This is a genomic window from Actinokineospora fastidiosa (genome assembly GCF_014648415.1).
Lineage (GTDB): Bacteria > Actinomycetota > Actinomycetes > Mycobacteriales > Pseudonocardiaceae > Actinokineospora > Actinokineospora fastidiosa.
Genome location: NZ_BMRB01000001.1, coordinates 1,598,538 through 1,614,118, shown reverse-complemented (window position 1 = coordinate 1,614,118; position 15,581 = coordinate 1,598,538). Strand labels below are relative to the sequence as shown.

15 protein-coding genes are annotated in these 15,581 nt (G+C 73.2%); 2 read left to right on the top strand and 13 right to left on the bottom strand.

From position 1 onward, the window contains the following. Nucleotides 1-14 precede the first annotated feature (14 nt). From IEY98_RS07810 to IEY98_RS07760, 11 genes are all read right to left on the bottom strand, one after another. The gene (locus tag IEY98_RS07810; RefSeq protein ID WP_189209536.1) at nucleotides 15-1,532 is read right to left on the bottom strand and encodes a hypothetical protein; all 1,518 of its coding nucleotides are present in this window, start codon (nucleotides 1,530-1,532) and stop codon (nucleotides 15-17) included. Then, nucleotides 1,529-1,843 (bottom strand): hypothetical protein, encoded by a 315-nt coding sequence (locus tag IEY98_RS07805; RefSeq protein WP_189209535.1) that lies wholly within the window; start codon nucleotides 1,841-1,843, stop codon nucleotides 1,529-1,531. Before IEY98_RS07805 ends, IEY98_RS07810 begins: the two co-directional genes overlap by 4 nt. After that, a complete protein-coding gene (locus tag IEY98_RS07800) occupies nucleotides 1,843-2,292 on the bottom strand; it encodes a hypothetical protein (protein WP_189209534.1) in 450 nt (149 codons plus the stop codon). Before IEY98_RS07800 ends, IEY98_RS07805 begins: the two co-directional genes overlap by 1 nt. 126 nt (nucleotides 2,293-2,418) lie before the next feature. Then, entirely contained in the window at nucleotides 2,419-3,753 is a 1,335-nt protein-coding gene (gene glmM, locus IEY98_RS07795) for a phosphoglucosamine mutase (RefSeq protein ID WP_189209533.1), read from the bottom strand. An 85-nt stretch (nucleotides 3,754-3,838) separates the two neighbouring features. Further along, the gene (gene rpsI, locus IEY98_RS07790) at nucleotides 3,839-4,276 is read right to left on the bottom strand and encodes a 30S ribosomal protein S9 (protein ID WP_189210129.1); all 438 of its coding nucleotides are present in this window, start codon (nucleotides 4,274-4,276) and stop codon (nucleotides 3,839-3,841) included. Nucleotides 4,277-4,419: 143 nt separating this feature from the next. Beyond that, nucleotides 4,420-4,863, bottom strand: a complete 444-nt coding sequence (gene rplM / locus IEY98_RS07785; RefSeq protein WP_189209532.1) for a 50S ribosomal protein L13 — start codon at nucleotides 4,861-4,863, stop codon at nucleotides 4,420-4,422. 260 nt (nucleotides 4,864-5,123) lie between these two features. Beyond that, nucleotides 5,124-5,411, bottom strand: a complete 288-nt coding sequence (locus IEY98_RS07780) for a WXG100 family type VII secretion target (RefSeq protein WP_189209531.1) — start codon at nucleotides 5,409-5,411, stop codon at nucleotides 5,124-5,126. 61 nt (nucleotides 5,412-5,472) lie between these two features. After that, nucleotides 5,473-5,784, bottom strand: coding sequence for a WXG100 family type VII secretion target (locus IEY98_RS07775; protein WP_258905053.1), 312 nt, complete (start codon nucleotides 5,782-5,784; stop codon nucleotides 5,473-5,475). Between the two features lie 183 nt (nucleotides 5,785-5,967). Continuing rightward, nucleotides 5,968-6,183: a hypothetical protein gene (locus tag IEY98_RS07770; RefSeq protein ID WP_189209529.1), complete on the bottom strand. Its 216-nt coding sequence runs from the start codon at nucleotides 6,181-6,183 to the stop codon at nucleotides 5,968-5,970. Between the two features lie 148 nt (nucleotides 6,184-6,331). Beyond that, nucleotides 6,332-10,321 (bottom strand): type VII secretion protein EccCa, encoded by a 3,990-nt coding sequence (eccCa, locus tag IEY98_RS07765; RefSeq protein WP_189209528.1) that lies wholly within the window; start codon nucleotides 10,319-10,321, stop codon nucleotides 6,332-6,334. Nucleotides 10,322-10,369: 48 nt separating this feature from the next. Beyond that, nucleotides 10,370-11,071: a hypothetical protein gene (locus IEY98_RS07760; RefSeq protein WP_189209527.1), complete on the bottom strand. Its 702-nt coding sequence runs from the start codon at nucleotides 11,069-11,071 to the stop codon at nucleotides 10,370-10,372. A 133-nt stretch (nucleotides 11,072-11,204) separates the two neighbouring features. On the opposite strand from IEY98_RS07760, the gene eccD reads away from it, so the two are divergent. After that, a complete protein-coding gene (gene eccD / locus IEY98_RS07755) occupies nucleotides 11,205-12,602 on the top strand; it encodes a type VII secretion integral membrane protein EccD (RefSeq protein WP_229786662.1) in 1,398 nt (465 codons plus the stop codon). After that, nucleotides 12,602-14,020: a type VII secretion-associated serine protease mycosin gene (gene mycP, locus IEY98_RS07750; protein WP_189209526.1), complete on the top strand. Its 1,419-nt coding sequence runs from the start codon at nucleotides 12,602-12,604 to the stop codon at nucleotides 14,018-14,020. Before eccD ends, mycP begins: the two co-directional genes overlap by 1 nt. Before the next feature lie 141 nt (nucleotides 14,021-14,161). Here mycP and IEY98_RS07745 read toward each other — a convergent pair whose 3' ends face one another. Beyond that, entirely contained in the window at nucleotides 14,162-15,211 is a 1,050-nt protein-coding gene (locus IEY98_RS07745) for a WXG100 family type VII secretion target (RefSeq protein WP_229786661.1), read from the bottom strand. 1 nt (nucleotide 15,212) lies between these two features. Then, entirely contained in the window at nucleotides 15,213-15,527 is a 315-nt protein-coding gene (locus tag IEY98_RS07740; RefSeq protein WP_189209525.1) for a DUF2563 family protein, read from the bottom strand. Nucleotides 15,528-15,581 lie beyond the last annotated feature (54 nt).

Below are 15,581 nucleotides of genomic sequence, written 5' to 3'. Positions count from 1 at the left end.
ACGCGAAGGGACGGTCAGGCCTGCTTGCGGCCGGGATCGATGCCGATGATCCCGTCGAAGCCCGAGGCCGGGTCCTTGTCGTCGAAGATGTTGCCCGCGATGCGCCACGCGCTCTGCTTGCGCTCGTTGTCGCCGCCCTGGCCCTGGCCTGCGCCCGCGCCCATCCCGCCGCCCATCGGCATGCCGCCGCCCATGCCGCCGCCGGACCCGCCGGACGCGCCGCCCGCCGCGGCCGCCGCCGGGGCGGCAGCGCGGTGCTGGTCGCCAGCGGGCGCCTCGGCCCCGGTCGAGGGGCCCTCGGCCACCGGGGTCGGCGCACCGGCGTCCGCGCCCGCCGCGCCGCCCCCGCCGATCGCCGCGGAGCCGCCGCCGGGTCCGCCGGGGCCACCGGCCCCGCCGCCCGGCCCGCCCGCGCCCGCGTCGTCGCCGGAGGGCTTCACCGGCGTCTCGGCGGGCACCGGCTCGGGCTGTTCGTCGCCGGAGGCGTCCACCGTGTAGGTCACCGGCGGACCGTCGCCGTCGTCCAGGGTGATCGCGACCTTGCCATCGCCGACCAGGGTCGCGGTGACGGCGGTGTCGCCGTCGGTGAAGCGGACCGGGCCGTTCGAGAAGTCCAGGGACCGGGTGCCGCCGGGCAGGGCCAGCTCGTAGCGGCCGTGCTCGTCGGGACCGGTCAGCACCATCGAGTGCTCGCCGTCGCGGATGGTCACCCTGGTCTCGTCCGGCGCGGGCTCGGGCGGGGCGAACACGGCGAACGGGTCGGCGGGGACCTCGGCCAGCACCTGCCCGAGGACGCCCCACACCTGCTCGACGGCGTCGCGGGCGGCCAGCGCGCCGCGGCGCAGCCGGACCAGCTCCGCGCTGTGCCGGGCGGCGAAGTCGTCCAGCCAGCCCAGCACCTCGTGGCTCGGCACGACCGGGTCGCCGCCCAGCGGGATGCCCATGGTCCGCAGGGACTGCGGGGTGTGGCCTGCGTCCAGCGCGGCGTCGACCAGGTCGATCTGGGCGTGCCGCAGGGACGGATCGCTCACCCGCGCGTCCGCGCCCCGGACCTCGTCGGCCCAGCGCCGCAGCACCGACGCGACCGTGCGCCGCGCGCCCTCCATCGCCGCGCCCAGCTGGCCCGCGCTGTCGCGCCAGGCGCCCAGCGCCGAGGCGAAGTCGGACAGGCGCAGCGCGGCGGCCTGGTCGGCCCGGTTGTCCCACCGCTCCTCCAGGCCCGCGCGGGCGGCCGCGACCAGCGGCCCCACGGCCTCCGCCGCGGTCGCCAGCGCGGTCATCCTGGCGAAGGTGGCGTCCATGACGCCGAAGTCGATGCCCCGCAGGTCGTCCAGCGCCCGGGCGTCCTGGTCGGTGCCCCACGGCTCGTCCGGCCACCGCCGCGCCGCGGCCGGGTGGGCCCGCCAGCGCGCGTACAACGCACCGGCCTCGCGCATCCGCTCCGCGACCCCGGCAAGGTCGTCGACCAGCGCGGTCGAGGTGTCCGACGGGTCCACCGCGGGCTCGACCAGGGCGGCGCTCACCTCGCTCACCGCTCACCGGCCCTGGTGATCATCGCCGCCGCGTCCTCGTCCGCGTCGATCACCGCGCGGTCGGCTGCGGTCAGCGCCTCGCCGATCCCGTCGACCGCGGCGACCGCGCGCTCCAGCGACGTCAGCAGCGCGTCGGCGCGGTCGGCGTACGCCCGGCCCGCGGCGTCCCCGAGCGGGCCGAGCCGCGCCGGGGCGAAGGCGTCACCGCGGCCGTAGCGGACCATCGCCGCCAGGGCATCGGTGACCTCGGCGAACCGGGCGACGGTCGCGGACACCGCCTCGGTGTCCACCCGCAGCTCACCCCGCGCCATCACCGCATCCACCTCTGCGCCGACAGGTCCTCGTCATCGACCGGGCCGAAGGAGTGCACCCGACTGCGGACGGGCCGCCGCGGCGGCTCCGGGGCCGGTGGCGGCGCGACGGGGGGCGGCGGCGGTGGGACCACCGGCTGCGGGGCCGCCGCGGCCGGGGTCTCGTCCTCGGCGCCGAACGACAGGACCGTCGGGCGCTGCCTGCGCTCCCAGGTGGGCTTCGCCTCGGGCGCCTGCTCGGCCTGCTCGGCAGCGAGCTTCGCCTGGGCCTGCGCCTCGGCGGCCAGCCGGGCGCGCTCGGCGGCCTCGGTGTCGGCGGCGGCGAGCCGCTGGGCGAACTCGTCGCCGATCTCGTCGACCCGCGCGCCGTGCCGGACGGTGACGTCCTCGTACCGGGCGTGGATGTCCCGTGCGGGGATGACCCCGTCCTGCGTTCTCGTGCCGTACATGCTTGTGGCGACCCCCCGGCGGCGCGTTCCCGTTGCCCGTTCGACGCTCTGACGCCGGGGCACGCCCCGCGGTGCCGTCGCGTACGCGAAGAGAATCTACCCCCGGGCGGCCCGGCGGACGGGGCTTTAGCGAGCGTCGGCGACCACGGCCGCGAGCCGGTCGGCAGCGGCCTGGGCCAGCTCCTGGGTCGAGGCCTCGACCATGACCCGGACGAGCTGCTCGGTGCCCGACGGGCGCAGCAGCACCCGCCCGGTGTCGCCCAGCTCGGCCTCCACCTCGGCGACGGCCGCGCTGACCCGGGGCGAGACCGCCACCGCGGCCTTGTCTGCCACCTTGACGTTGATCAGCACCTGCGGCAGCTTCGTCATCACGCTGGCGAGGTCGGCCAGCGGCCGCCCGGTCGCCGCGACGCGCGCCATCAGCCGCATGGCGGTCAGCAGGCCGTCGCCGGTGGTGGCGAACCCGGGGATGATCACGTGCCCGGACTGCTCGCCGCCCAGCGCCAGGCCGGACCCGCGCAGCTCCTCCAGCACGTACCGGTCGCCGACGGCGGTCGTGCGCACGGCCACCCCGGCCTCGCGCATCGCCAGGTGCAGGCCGAGGTTGCTCATCACGGTGATGACGAGGGTGTCGTCCACCAGCTCGCCTGCGTCCTTCATGGCCAGCGCCAGCACGGCCATGATCTGGTCGCCGTCGACGACCGCGCCGGTGGCGTCCACGGCGAGGCAGCGGTCGGCGTCGCCGTCGTGGGCGATGCCCAGGTCGGCGCCCTCGGCGACGACGGCGGCGCGCAGGTCGTCGAGGTGGGTGGAGCCGCAGCCGTCGTTGATGTTCTCGCCGTCGGGCAGCGCGTGCAGGGCGATCACCTCGGCGCCCGCCTCGCGGTAGGCGCGCGGGGCGACCGACCACGCCGCGCCGTTGGCGCAGTCGACCACGACGCGCAGGCCGTCCAGCCGGTTCGGCGTCGCCTTGAGCAGGTGCTCGACGTAGCGGTCGGCGGCGTCGGGGATGTCGTAGACCCGGCCGACGCCCGCGCCGGTCGGGCGGCCGTCGGTGACCCCGATGCCCGCCTCGATCTCGTCCTCGATGGCGTCGGGCAGCTTGTGCCCGCCCGCGGCGAACAGCTTGACGCCGTTGTCGGGCATCGGGTTGTGCGACGCGGAGATCATCACGCCCAGGTCCGCGTTCAGCTCGCCCACCAGGTGCGCGACGCCCGGCGTCGGCAGCACCCCGACCTGCATGACGTCCGCGCCCGCCGCGGCCAGCCCCGCGCACACCGCCGCCTGCAGCATCTCGCCGCTGGCCCGGGGGTCGCGCCCGACGACGGCCACCGGCCGGTGCGAGCGGTCGTGCGCGGCCAGCACGCGGGCCGCCGACGCGGCGACCGACAGGGCCAGCTCGGGGGTCAGGTCGGCGTTGGCGAGACCGCGCACCCCGTCGGTGCCGAACAGGCGGGCCATGGACTGGGAAACCTCCGTTGGTGAAAACCAGAACGGGAGCAGCACGGTGCGTGCTGCTCCCGAACGGTAGCGTGCTGTCGTCGCGTCAGCGCTTGCTGTACTGCGGCGCCTTGCGGGCCTTCTTGAGGCCGTACTTCTTGCGCTCCTTCACCCGCGCGTCCCGGGTGAGGAAGCCCGCCTTCTTCAGCGGCGGCCGGTCCTCGCTGTCGAGCTCGATCAGGGCCCGGGCGATGGCCAGGCGCAGCGCGCCAGCCTGCCCGGTGATGCCGCCGCCGCGCAGGTTCGCGCGGATGTCGAAGGACTCGTTCTTCTCGACGGTCACCAGGGGCTCGCGGATGAGCTGCTGGTGGACCTTGTTCGGGAAGTACTCCTCCAGGGTGCGCCCGTTGAGCAGGAACTTGCCCGAGCCGGGGGTGATGCGCACCCGCACGACGGCCTCCTTGCGGCGGCCGACGGTCTGCGCGCTCTCGGCGGTCAGCCGGGGCAGCGCCGGGGCGGCGGGCTCGTCGTCGTCGGCCTCGATGGCCTCGAACGAGTCGGCCTGCGCCTCGTCGGCGACCTGCGCCTCATCGGCGGGGGCCGCGTCGACGGCGGGAGCCTCGTCGGCGACGGGGGCCTCAACGGCCTCCGGGGTCTCCTCGACCTCGGGGGTCACGGCGTCTTCACTCACTTGGCGACCTTCGCAATCTCGAACGGCTTGGGCTGCTGCGCCTCGTGCGGGTGGTTCGGACCCGCGTAGACCTTCAGCTTCTTGGCCTGGGCGCGACCCAGCTTGTTCTTGGGCAGCATGCCCTTGACGACCTTCTCCAGCAGCCGCTCCGGCCGGGTGTCGAGCATCTCGCCGAAGGAGCGCTTCCGCAGACCGCCGGGGTAGCCGCTGTGCCGGTAGACGAACGCGGTGTCGCGCTTGTTCCCGGTCAGGGCCACCTTCTCGGCGTTGACGATCACGACGAAATCGCCGGTGTCGACGTGCGGGGCGTAGGTGGGCTTGTGCTTGCCGCGCAGCAGGTTCGCGACGTGCGTGGCGAGCCTGCCAAGCACCACGTCCTCGGCGTCGACAACGTGCCAAGCGCGGTCGATCTCGCCGGGCTTCGGGGTGTACGTGGGCACGGGTCTACCTCATTGTCAACTTGCGTCATGGGTACCTGTGCGGGCATCACCCCTGGTCGGCGAACCGACCAGGAGCGCGCAACGCCACCCGACCCGCAGTAACCGGTCGGGCATCACGCCCCGCGCCGCACAACAAAGAAAGAAGATACCGGGTGGCATCGCCGAGGGTCAAAACGGGTCCCCCCAAGTCCCCGGCGAGTGACCCCGGACACGCGTCGAGCCCCACGGGAACCCGCGGGGCTCGTCACGATGGGTGGGGATCAGCCCCAGCGGTTGGCGTTCGCCCGCTCGGTGGCCTCGTAGTTCTCGCCTGCCTGGCCGACGGCCGCACCGATGGAGGACAGCACCTGGCGCAGGTCGTCGTAGGCCCGGTCCCACTCGGCCTGCTTCTGCTGCCACGCCTCGGAGGCCGCGCCGGTGTAGCTGGCGCCGATCGGGGCGAGCCTGCTCTTGAGGTCGCTCAGCAGACCGTCGAGGGTGCCGGAGGTGCTGTTGATCGCCTGGGAGGCGTTGGCCACCTCGGCGAAGTTGACGCTGATCTGGTCCATTCGAGTTCTCTCCCTGTGAGTTGAAGCCTGATGTGGGTGCTGTCGGCGTCAGAGGCCGAGATCAGCCGCCGAGGACGTTGCTGATGTTGCTGAGCGAGGAGGACGCCTCCTCCTCCATCTGGGCGTACGCCGCGTTGGACTCCTTCAGCTGCTCCGAGATGCCCTGCAGGGCGTCGTGCAGCTTCCTGGCGTCGTCCTGGTAGCGCTGCAGCAGCGTCGCGAACGCCTGCGAGGCGGCGCCCTTCCAGTTGTCCTGGAGCGGCGTCAGGGCGTTGTACAGGCTGTTGAGCGAGTCCTGGCTCTGCTGGTTGACGTTGTCGACGTCAACAGCCGCCTTGGCCATCTCTTCCTGCGAAACACCGTATCCGGCCATCGGGAGTGACCCCCTACATTCGTCTGGTTGGCTCGGACGTTTCCGTCCGTATGCCCCTTACGACTGCGACCCTGCCAGGTTCGGTTCCATGCCGGTCGCGGTTGGTCGCAGGTAGTTGCTCCCGTAAACGCCGTTTCGGGAAACCCGCAGGTCAGCGCCGGGAAGCGTGTGCAAACGCACCGGTCAGGGGCGGAACAGGATGGTCTGCTCGGAGAAGTCGTCGTCGTCCGGATCGGACGGTGGCGCGGGCGCGGGCTCCGGCCGGTCGGCCTCGTCGACCTCCCGCCGCAGCGCTGCCGAGTGCGCGCGCGCCTCCGCCGCCGCCCGCCGCGAGCGGGTCACGGCCGTGGCGAGTTCGGCGCGGAACCGGGCGACGGCCTCCGCGAAGTCGGAGTTCATGGGCCGACCCTACTGCGCGGCCCCGGCCATCGGGTTCCTTCTTCCCCGAACAGGCATGCCGTCGGTTCCGGCGCCGCGCGGGCCCTGCGGACGCGAACGGCGGGAGGCCCGGATGGGGCCTCCCGCCGTGGAACCGTCGCGCTCGGGCTCAGTCCGGCTGGATCCATGCCACGTGCATGAGGGCCTGGCCCGCCTTGCGGCTGACGAGGGTGCCTCGGCCGGGCGGCATGGCCGACGGCTTCACCGTGCCCAGCAGGGCGCCCTCGTCCTTGCTGCCCGACATCACGATGCCCGGGCTGGCGATCTCGCGCAGCTTGCCCAGGATCGGGTCGAACATCGCGCGCGCGGCGCCGCCGGTGCGGCGGACCGCCACGACGTGCAGACCGACGTCCTTGGCCTGCGGCAGGAACTCGGCCAGCGGCTGCAGGGGGTTGTTGCCCTGCGGCGCCACCAGGTCGTAGTCGTCGACGATGACGAACAGCTCGGGGCCCTTCCACCAGGACCGGTTCTTCAGCTGCTCCTGCGTCACGTCCGGGCCGGGCAGCCGCTTGAGCATGGAGCCGCGGACGTCCTTGACGATGTCGCCGAGCTGGTTGGACGACACCGCGTAGGACAGCAGGTGGTCGGTGTTGATGAAGCCCAGCATCGTCCGGCGGTAGTCGACCAGGATGATGACGGCTTCCTTGGGCGTGTACCGGTCCATGATGCCGCGCACGATCGTGCGCAGCAGGTTCGTCTTGCCCGACTCGCCTTCGGCGAAGGCCATGAAGTGCGGCTCGTTGTCGAAGTCGAGGTACACCGGCGCGAGGTCTTCCTCGTCCACGCCGATCGGCACCATGTGCGTGTCGCGGCGGGTGTCCATCGCGAGCAGGTCCTCGTACGGCATGACCTCCGGCAGCAGGCGCACCTTGGGCGCAGGCCGCCCGCGCCACGCCGCGGACACCTTGGCCACGGCGTCCTGCACGCCGTTCGCGACGTCCTCGGCGTTGCTGGAACCGTCCACCCTGGGCAGGCCGACGAGGAAGTGCAGCTTGTCGCGCGAGAGGCCGCGGCCGGGGCGTCCGGCCGGGACGTTCACCGCGACCCGGCGGTCCACATCGGACTCCGACGGGTCGCCGAGGCGCAACTCGAACCGGGTGCCCATGAGGTCCTTGAGCGCGGGGCGGATCTCCGCCCAGCGGTTGGCGGCCACGACGACGTGGATGCCGTAGGACAGGCCCTGCGCGGCCAGGTTGACGACCTGCATCTCCAGGTTCTCGAACTCCTGGCGGAAGTTGAGCCAGCCGTCGATGATCAGGAACACGTCGCCGAACGGGTCGTCGGCCAGCTCGCCGCGGCGCTTGCGGTTGCGGTAGTCGGTCATCGAGTCGATGCCCATGTCGCGGAAGCGGCCCTCGCGGTCGGTGACCAGGCCGCTCACCTCCGCGATCATGCGGCGGACCTTGTCCGGGTCGAGACGACCGGCGACGCCGCCGACGTGCGGCAGGCCCTCCAGCGACGCCAGCGTTCCACCGCCGAGGTCGACGCAGTAGAACTGCACCTCCTGCGGGGTGTGCGTCAGCGACATCGACATGATCATCGTGCGCAGCAGCATCGACTTGCCGGTCTGCGGGCCGCCCGCGACGGCCGCGTGGCCTGCGGCGCCGGAGAAGTCCGCCCACAGCAGGTCGCGGCGCTGCTCGTAGGGCTTGTCGATGATGCCGAGCGGGATCTGCAGCCTGCCGTTGCCGTAGAAGCCGACCGGGGACAGGCCCCGGTCCTCCGTGGGCTGCAGCGGCGGGAACAGCGTGTCGAGGGAGTTCGGCTCGTTCAGCGGCGGCAGCCACACCTCGTGCGCGGGCGGGCCCTGGCCGACCAGGCGCCCGACGATGACGTCGAGCTCGCTGGGCTCGTGGCCGCCCTCGGGCTTGGGCTCCTCCTTGACCGGGACGACCGGCTTCTCCGGCTCCTTGGGGATCTCGACGTAGTCGGGCACGAACAGCTTCGCCCGCCGGTCGCCGCTCACCGCGGCCACCGGTCCGGCGGCCTGCATGCCCGCGGGCCGGTACGGGCCGGAGACGTAGGCGGCCTTGAACCGCACCATCGTGCTGGTGTCGTACTTGAGGTAGCCCGAACCCGGGATCGACGGCAGCTCGAAGGCGTCCGGCACGCCGATCGCGGCGCGGGACTCGGCCGCGGAGAACGTCTTCAGACCGATCCGGTAGGACAGGTGCGAGTCGAGGCCGCGCAGCTTGCCCTCTTCCAGTCGCTGCGAGGCGAGCAGCATGTGCATCTGCAGCGAGCGGCCCAGACGGCCGATCATGACGAACAGGTCGATGAAGTCCGGCTTGGCCGACAGCAGCTCGGAGAACTCGTCGACGACGATGAACAGCGCGGGCAGCGGGTCGAGGTCGGCGCCGTTCTCGCGGGCCTTCTCGTACTCCCACACGTTCTTGAAGTTGCCGCCGTTCTTCAGCGCCTCCTGGCGGCGGTTCATCTCGCCCGCCAGCGCGTCCTTCATGCGGTCGACGAGCGTGATCTCGCCCGCCAGGTTGGTGATGACCGCGGAGACGTGCGGGGCGCCGTCGAGGCCGAGGAACGTCGCGCCGCCCTTGAAGTCGACCAGGACGAAGTTCAGCGTCGTCGACGAGTGCGTGGCCAGCATGCCCAGCACGAGCGTGCGCAGGAACTCGGACTTGCCGGAACCGGTCGCGCCGATGCACAGGCCGTGCGGGCCCATGCCCTCCATCGCCGCTTCCTTGATGTCCAGCTCGACGGCCTGGCCGAACTCGCCGATGCCGAAGGGCACCCGGTAGCGGTCGCGGACCGGCCGGGGCCGCCACGCCTGCTGCACGTCGAAGGTCATCGGGTCGCCGGGGATGCCCAGCAGCTCCAGCAGCGTCGGATTGGCGGCGAGCGCGTCCTCCTCGCCGGAGTCCGCCTGGCCCTGCCCGAGCCGGTAGGGGGAGAGCTTGCGGGCCAGCGCCTCGGCCTCGGCGACGGTCAGCGTGTCCGGCGAGGCGAACCACTCCACGCCGCTGGCGCTGCGCGCGCCGAGCTTGTCGCCCTCGACCACCAGGCGCAGGCCGCGGCGGGCGGTCAGCGCGCCGAGGGAGTCGGACAGGTCCAGCAGCGTGACGCCGACCTGGCCCTCCTCCAGGATGATGTTCTCCTCGCGGGTGACCTCGCCGTCATCGATGACGATCACGATGTGCGGCTGGTCGGGCTGCGGCGGGGCGTTGCGGGTGAACCGCTGCCGGTCGCGCAGCTCGTCGTCGAGCCAGTGCTCGATCTGGGCCAGCGACCCGGCCATCATCCGCAGCTGGCCGATGCCGTCGACCATCGTCGGGTGCTGCACGTGGGGCAGCCACTTGGCCCACTCCCACTCCTGCTTGGCCTTGCCCGAGGTCACCACGGCGATCAGCACGTCGTCCGGGCTGTGGAAGGTGACCAGCTGGGCCAGCAGCGCGCGGGCCAGGCCGCGGGTGCGGTCGCGGTCGCCTGCGATGCCGACGGCGGCGAACCCGCGGATGGCGACCTGGATCGGCAGGTCCGGCACGATCGAGTGGGCGCGGACGAACCGGCGCAGCGCCAGCGTGGCGATCGGCTCCAGCTCGTCGACCGGGCCGGTCTGCGGCGGCACGAGCCGGGTGGCCAGCCGCTGCGAGCCGCGGCCCGCGCGCAGGTGGCAGAAGTCGGCGTCGGCCTGGCGGCGCTCCCACATCCGGCGGCTGGTGGCGATCGACCACAGCGCCTGCGGGTCCGGGTGGGTCCACTCCAGGGCGGCGCGCTGGTCGAGGGCGGCCTCGCGGGCCCGGTCGCGCATCTGGCCGAGGTAGCGCAGGTAGTCCTTGCGGTCCTCGTTCATCTCGGCCTTCTTCTGGCCGCCGCCGCGCCCGCCGCCACCGGCCATCATGCCGATCGTCGACATCAGGAACATGGCGCCGAACATCAGCGACATCGGGTTCCTGTTCCCGACGACGAACATGAACGCCATCATGCCGATGGACGCGACGATCATGACCGCGGGCAGCAGCTTCATCACGATGCTGCCCGGGATCACCCTGGGCACCTCCGGGGGTGGCTCCAGGTGCACCTCGCCGCCGGGCTGGCGGGGCGCGGCCATGCGCGGCGAACGCTTGAACTGGAGCGTGCTCACCGGGAGGACACCTCTCTCCTGGGCGGGACCTGACGCTGTGCGAGAAACCTACCGAACGGGCAGGCGCGCGTCCGACGATTCGGCCGAACGGCTCTTGTCGAGCGGGCCGATCGCGGCCACGGCGGCGACGGCGGCCACCGCGGCGAGCGCGATCGCGGGGACGCCGGGACCGCCGATGGCCAGGAAGTACACCAGTGCCGCCGACAGGGCGACGCCCAGCGCGCCGAGCGCGAACCGGGCCGGGCCAGCCGTGCCCGACGCCACCGCGAGCAGGACGGCGATCAGCAGGGAGAGCCCGCCGTGCAGCAGGGACGACACCTCGGCGGACGTCTGGACGAACCGCACCACCATCAGCAGCGCGGCGCACACCGCGGCCACGGCAGGCGCGTACGCGGTGACGGGCCACGCGGCGCGGTCCGTCTCGCCGGAGAGCAGCCACACCAGCGCCACGGCGAGGAGGGCCAGACCGATGAGGACGGCCGTCAGGTCGCTGTCGTGGGTGGTCACGAACACGGCCGTGATCGCCGCCGCGGCCGTGACCAGCACCACACCAAGCGCGATCCGCCCGGGCAGCGTGCGTCCGGCCGGGGAGAGCGCCGCGACGACGGCCGCGGCGAAGCAGAGGGAGGGCACCACGGCGACGGGCCGCGTCCCGGTCGCCGTCAGCACGCCGAAACCGAGAGCGCCCAGCACGAGCACGAGCGGGAGGACCTTGTGGACTACGCCGCGCTGGGCAGGCGAAACAGCCATCGTTATCCCCCTGTTGCTCCCCGCGCGTCCGGTTTCTGCGCCAACCGGCTCACCCGCGCGGATCGGTGCGGCCATACTAGGGGCCGTCTCGGGGCAGCCGGGACGTGATCGGCCAGGTTAGGGGGCAGCTGAGGTGGCAACGGGGACGACCGTGTTCAGCCGGGTGACGGTACTCGCCCCGAGAACGCGCATCGACGTGGCGCTGCCCGCGGACGTGCCGGTGGCCGACCTGATGTCGATGCTGCTGGAGATGGCCAAGGAGGCCACCCCGGACGGCGGCGCGCGGCACGGCGGCTGGTGCCTGGCCAAGATGGGCGACGTCCCGCTCGACCCCAGCCGCACGCTGGGCTCGCTCGGCATCGTCGACGGCGACATGCTCCAGCTGCGCAAGCGCGCGGAGAACCCGCCGCCCCCGCTCTACGACGACGTCGTCGACGCCATCGCCGAGTCCGCGCCGGACAGCTACCGGCCGTGGACCAAGGACACCGCCCGGCGCATCGGCCACATCGCGGGCGCGCTCGCGCTGGTCCTCGGCGCGGCCGCGGTCTGGATGGGCGGCCCGATGTGGGGCGGGGGCAACCTCGGCCCGGCGATCACCGCGGGCGTGGCCGCCGTGGTGTTCGTGGCGCTGGGCGCGGTGATCGCCCGCGGCTACCAGGAGAAGACGACCGGCGTGCTGATCGCCGCCGCGGGCGCGCTGCCGATGGCCTTCGTCAGCGGCCTGGCGATCGTGCCGGGCGCGACCGGGCGGGCCTCGCTGCTGCTGGCCTCCGCGCTGGTGCTGATCGTGGCATCGGCGTCGATCATGCTGATCGGCGCGGGCGTGACCACCTTCGTCGCCGCGGGCACCGCCGCCGGTCTCGGCGTGCTCGCCTTCGGTGTGGCCACGCTGATCGCGCACCCGGCCGCGGGCATCGCCGCGGGCGCGGTCGCGGTGGCGCTGGCCGCGCTGTCGCTGCTGCCCCGGCTGACCATCCAGCTGGCCAGGCTGCCGCTGCCGAACGTGCCGGGCAGCGCCGAGGACCTCAAGGAGGACACCGGCTTCCCGGACTACCGCTCCATCGAGCGCCGGGCGGGCCTGGCCCACGAGTACATGACCGGCATGATCGTCGGCTGCGGCGTGGTCACCGCGATCGGCGCGATCGTGACGGCGTCCGCGCCCGGGCCGTGGGGCGTCATCCTGGGCGTGGTGGCCACGCTGGTGCTGCTGCTGCGCGGGCGCACCTACGCCAACGGCAGCCAGGCGATCGCGCTGCTGGCGACCGGCATGCTCGGCGCGACGGGCATCCTCATCGGCTGGATGATGGCGATGCCGCCGTTCGAGCGCCTGCTGTGGGTGTTCGGCGCGCTGGTGGTCGTCGCAGCAGGCGCGCTGGTGCTCGGCGTGGTGTTCCCCCGCCAGCGGTTCTCGCCGCCGCTGCGGCGCAGCGTCGAGGTGTTCGAGGCGATCTGCATCGCCGTGGTCCTGCCGCTGGCGCTCGCGGTCATGAACCTGTACGCGGTCCTGCGCCACGTCGACTTCAACATCTGATGCGCCGCCGCACCCGCATCCCCGCCCTGGCGCTGGCCGCCGGGCTGGCGCTGGCCGTGCCCGTCCAGCCAGCGGTGGCCCAGGAGCCCACGACCGCGGGCGCGCTGCCGCCGCCGCTGCCGCCCGGCACGCCGATCCCCGGCGGGACTGACCCGAACCTGCAGTACAACCTGAAGACCCAGTGCATCCGCGGGCACAAGGACAACATCGACATCAAGAACAAGCCGTGGGGCCAGTCGAAGCTGCAGTTCGACACCCTGCACAAGTTCGCGACCGGCAAGGGCGTCAAGGTCGCGGTGATCGACACCGGTGTGTCCCGCCACCCCTACCTCGGCGACCGCCTGCAGGGCATCGGCGACTACGTCAAGAAGGAGCACGACGGCCTGGAGGACTGCGACGGGCACGGCACGATGGTGGCGGGCATCATCGCCGCCAAGCCGCCCGCGGGCTCCGACATCGGGTTCATGGGCATCGCGCCCGACGCGACGATCCTCAGCATCCGCCAGTCCAGCGCGAACTACACCGCCGAGATCGAGCAGAACGGCCAGCGCCGCGAGGTCAACGCGGGCAACCTGCACACGCTGGCGCAGGCGGTCGTGCTGGCCGCCAACTCCGGCGCCGACGTCATCAACATGTCGGTCAACCGCTGCCGCCTGGCGGCGGAGTACCTGATCGACAGCGGCGAGCGGGAACTGCAGGCCGCCATGCGGTACGCCGTCGACCAGAAGGACGTCGTGCTGGTGACGTCCGCGGGCAACACCGACGACGACAACTGCCCGGACTCCCAGAACGGCTACGACCCCAACAACCCCACGCACATCGTGACCCCGCCGTGGTTCCGTGACGACGTGCTCTCGGTGGCGGCGGTCAACCGCGACGGCGACCCGGCCCCGTTCACCGTCCAGGGCCCGTGGGTCAGCGTCTCCGCGCCGGGCACCGACATCATCTCCCTCGACCCCTCCGGTGACGGCCTCGCCAACCTGCACATCAAGAAGGAAGGCGAGAAGAGCACCATCCAGGGCACGAGCTTCGCCGCGCCCTACGTGGCCGGGCTGGCCGCGCTGATCCGCGAGCGCTATGACGACCTGTCCGCGCGCCAGGTGATGGAGCGGATCCGGCTCACCGCGTCGCACCCCGCCGCGCCCGGCGGGCACGACAACCTGGTCGGCCACGGCATGATCAACCCGATCGGCGCGCTGACCGCGATGATCCCGGCGGAGCAGGGCATCCCCGCCGAGGAGGGCGTCGACGTCCAGATGCAGATGCCGCCCGCGGTCGTCAAGGACTGGACGCCCATGCACGTCGCGCTGATCGGCGCGGGCGGTGGGCTGCTGCTCCTGCTGATCACCCTGTTCGTGGTGCACACCGTGCGCCGCAACCGCCCGGAACTGCGCTCCGAGGCCCGCGGCCAGGCCTAGCGCCTGATCCCCTCGGGCCCGCGCCGTGGGGATCGGGCGGGACCCCTGCGGCTACCGACGCCGCCGACTCGACCGCGTCCCGGAGCCCGCCGCCGATGGAGCGCCTGGTTCCCCGGCTGCGCCGGGGAACCAGGCGGAACCTCAGTCGTCGCCGATGACCGACGGGGACGCCTTGGCGGGCTTGCCGAAGATGTCCTCGGGCTTGCCCTGCACGCGGTTGCGCGGCTTGTGCTCGTTCGCCCCGCCCTGCTGGCCCATGGCCCCCATGCCGCCCATCATCGGCATGCCCATGGCGCCCATGCCGCCGCGGCCCGCGCCCGCGCCACCCGCCGCGGCCGCGGCCGCCGCGCCCGCCGCTGGCTGCTTCGACTGGCCCGCCTCGCCCGCGGCGACCCAGTCGCCGGGCGCGGGCGGGGACACCGAACTCCCGCCGCCGACTCCGGCGCCGCCGCCGATGCCCGCGCCCCCGCCGCCGACACCCCCGCCGCCCCCGGCGCCGCCCGCGGACGCGACCGACGGCGTCTCCGCCTCCACCGGCTTGACCGTCGGGGCCGAGATCGCCCAGTCCGCCTCGGGGAACGTGTGGGCCATCGCCACGTCCTTGAACGCGGCCGAGCCGTCGATGCCCTCGCACAGCCGCACCAGCGCCTCGAGCACCTGGCGCACCGAGTCGAACAGCTCCTGGCCGGGCCTGCGCATCTGGTCGAGGTAGAACCGGGTGCGGTCGTCGCCGAGACCGCGGCCGTGGCCCGCGGTCTCGGCGGTGTCCACGAGCATGTCGGCGAGGGTGACCACGATCTCCCGCAGGCCGTCCGCCGTCTCGTCGAGGACGTCGGCCATCGTGGTCATCGCGTCGGACATGTCGTTGCCAGCGAGCCCGATCTTGGTCATGTACTCGATGAACGAGTCGGCGTCCGCGCCCTGCCACGCGGCGTCCAGGCCGCCCAGCGGGGCCGTCAGGTCCGTGGAGACCTGCTCGGCTATCGCGCCCACCGCCCGGTAGCGGTCGGCCTCGGCGTGCAGGTCGCTCCAGCGGCCGACGACCGGGGCGAAGTACTCCTCGACCGGGTCCGGCACGCCGAGCTCGGCGCACAGCCGGGACAGGAAGTCCAGGTACGGGCCGATGCCCGCCTCGACGTCGGACCCGTCCGGCCCGCCCCTGGGCGCGCCCACCGCGCTGACGACGGCCACGTCACTCACCCCCGCTGCGGCGCAGCGCCACCGCGCCGTCGTCGTCGGACGTGCGGTACTTCCCGGCGACCTCGGTCAGGCTCTCGGCCGCGGCCGCCAGCGACTCCGCGCCGCGGTCGAGCTGCGCGCGCAGCGCCGAGGACGCGCGCTGGTAGGCGTCGGCGATGCGCACCGTCCGCCCCAGCGAGCCGAACGCCTCCGGCCCCAGCGGCGCGGTGTCGAGCACCGCGGCGCCGTCGGACAGTTCGGCGGCGGCGGACGCGACCTTCTTCGCGTAGCCGCCGACCCAGTCGGGGTCGACCTTGATCACGGCCATCCGCGGGTCCTCCTTAGCCAGGCGGGTACCCGTCCGACGGTAGGCCGTTCTGCC

Bases quoted from the DNA above. Each gene is read 5' to 3' on its own strand.
- IEY98_RS07805 (WP_189209535.1), bottom strand. From the start codon at position 1,843: ATGGCGCGGGGTGAGCTGCGGGTGGACACCGAGGCGGTGTCCGCGACC.
- IEY98_RS07800 (WP_189209534.1), bottom strand. From the start codon at position 2,292: ATGTACGGCACGAGAACGCAGGACGGGGTCATCCCCGCACGGGACATC.
- glmM (WP_189209533.1), bottom strand. From the start codon at position 3,753: ATGGCCCGCCTGTTCGGCACCGACGGGGTGCGCGGTCTCGCCAACGCC.
- IEY98_RS07780 (WP_189209531.1), bottom strand. From the start codon at position 5,411: ATGGACCAGATCAGCGTCAACTTCGCCGAGGTGGCCAACGCCTCCCAG.
- IEY98_RS07775 (WP_258905053.1), bottom strand. From the start codon at position 5,784: ATGGCCGGATACGGTGTTTCGCAGGAAGAGATGGCCAAGGCGGCTGTT.
- IEY98_RS07770 (WP_189209529.1), bottom strand. From the start codon at position 6,183: ATGAACTCCGACTTCGCGGAGGCCGTCGCCCGGTTCCGCGCCGAACTC.
- IEY98_RS07760 (WP_189209527.1), bottom strand. From the start codon at position 11,071: ATGGCTGTTTCGCCTGCCCAGCGCGGCGTAGTCCACAAGGTCCTCCCG.
- mycP (WP_189209526.1), top strand. From the start codon at position 12,602: ATGCGCCGCCGCACCCGCATCCCCGCCCTGGCGCTGGCCGCCGGGCTG.
- IEY98_RS07740 (WP_189209525.1), bottom strand. From the start codon at position 15,527: ATGGCCGTGATCAAGGTCGACCCCGACTGGGTCGGCGGCTACGCGAAG.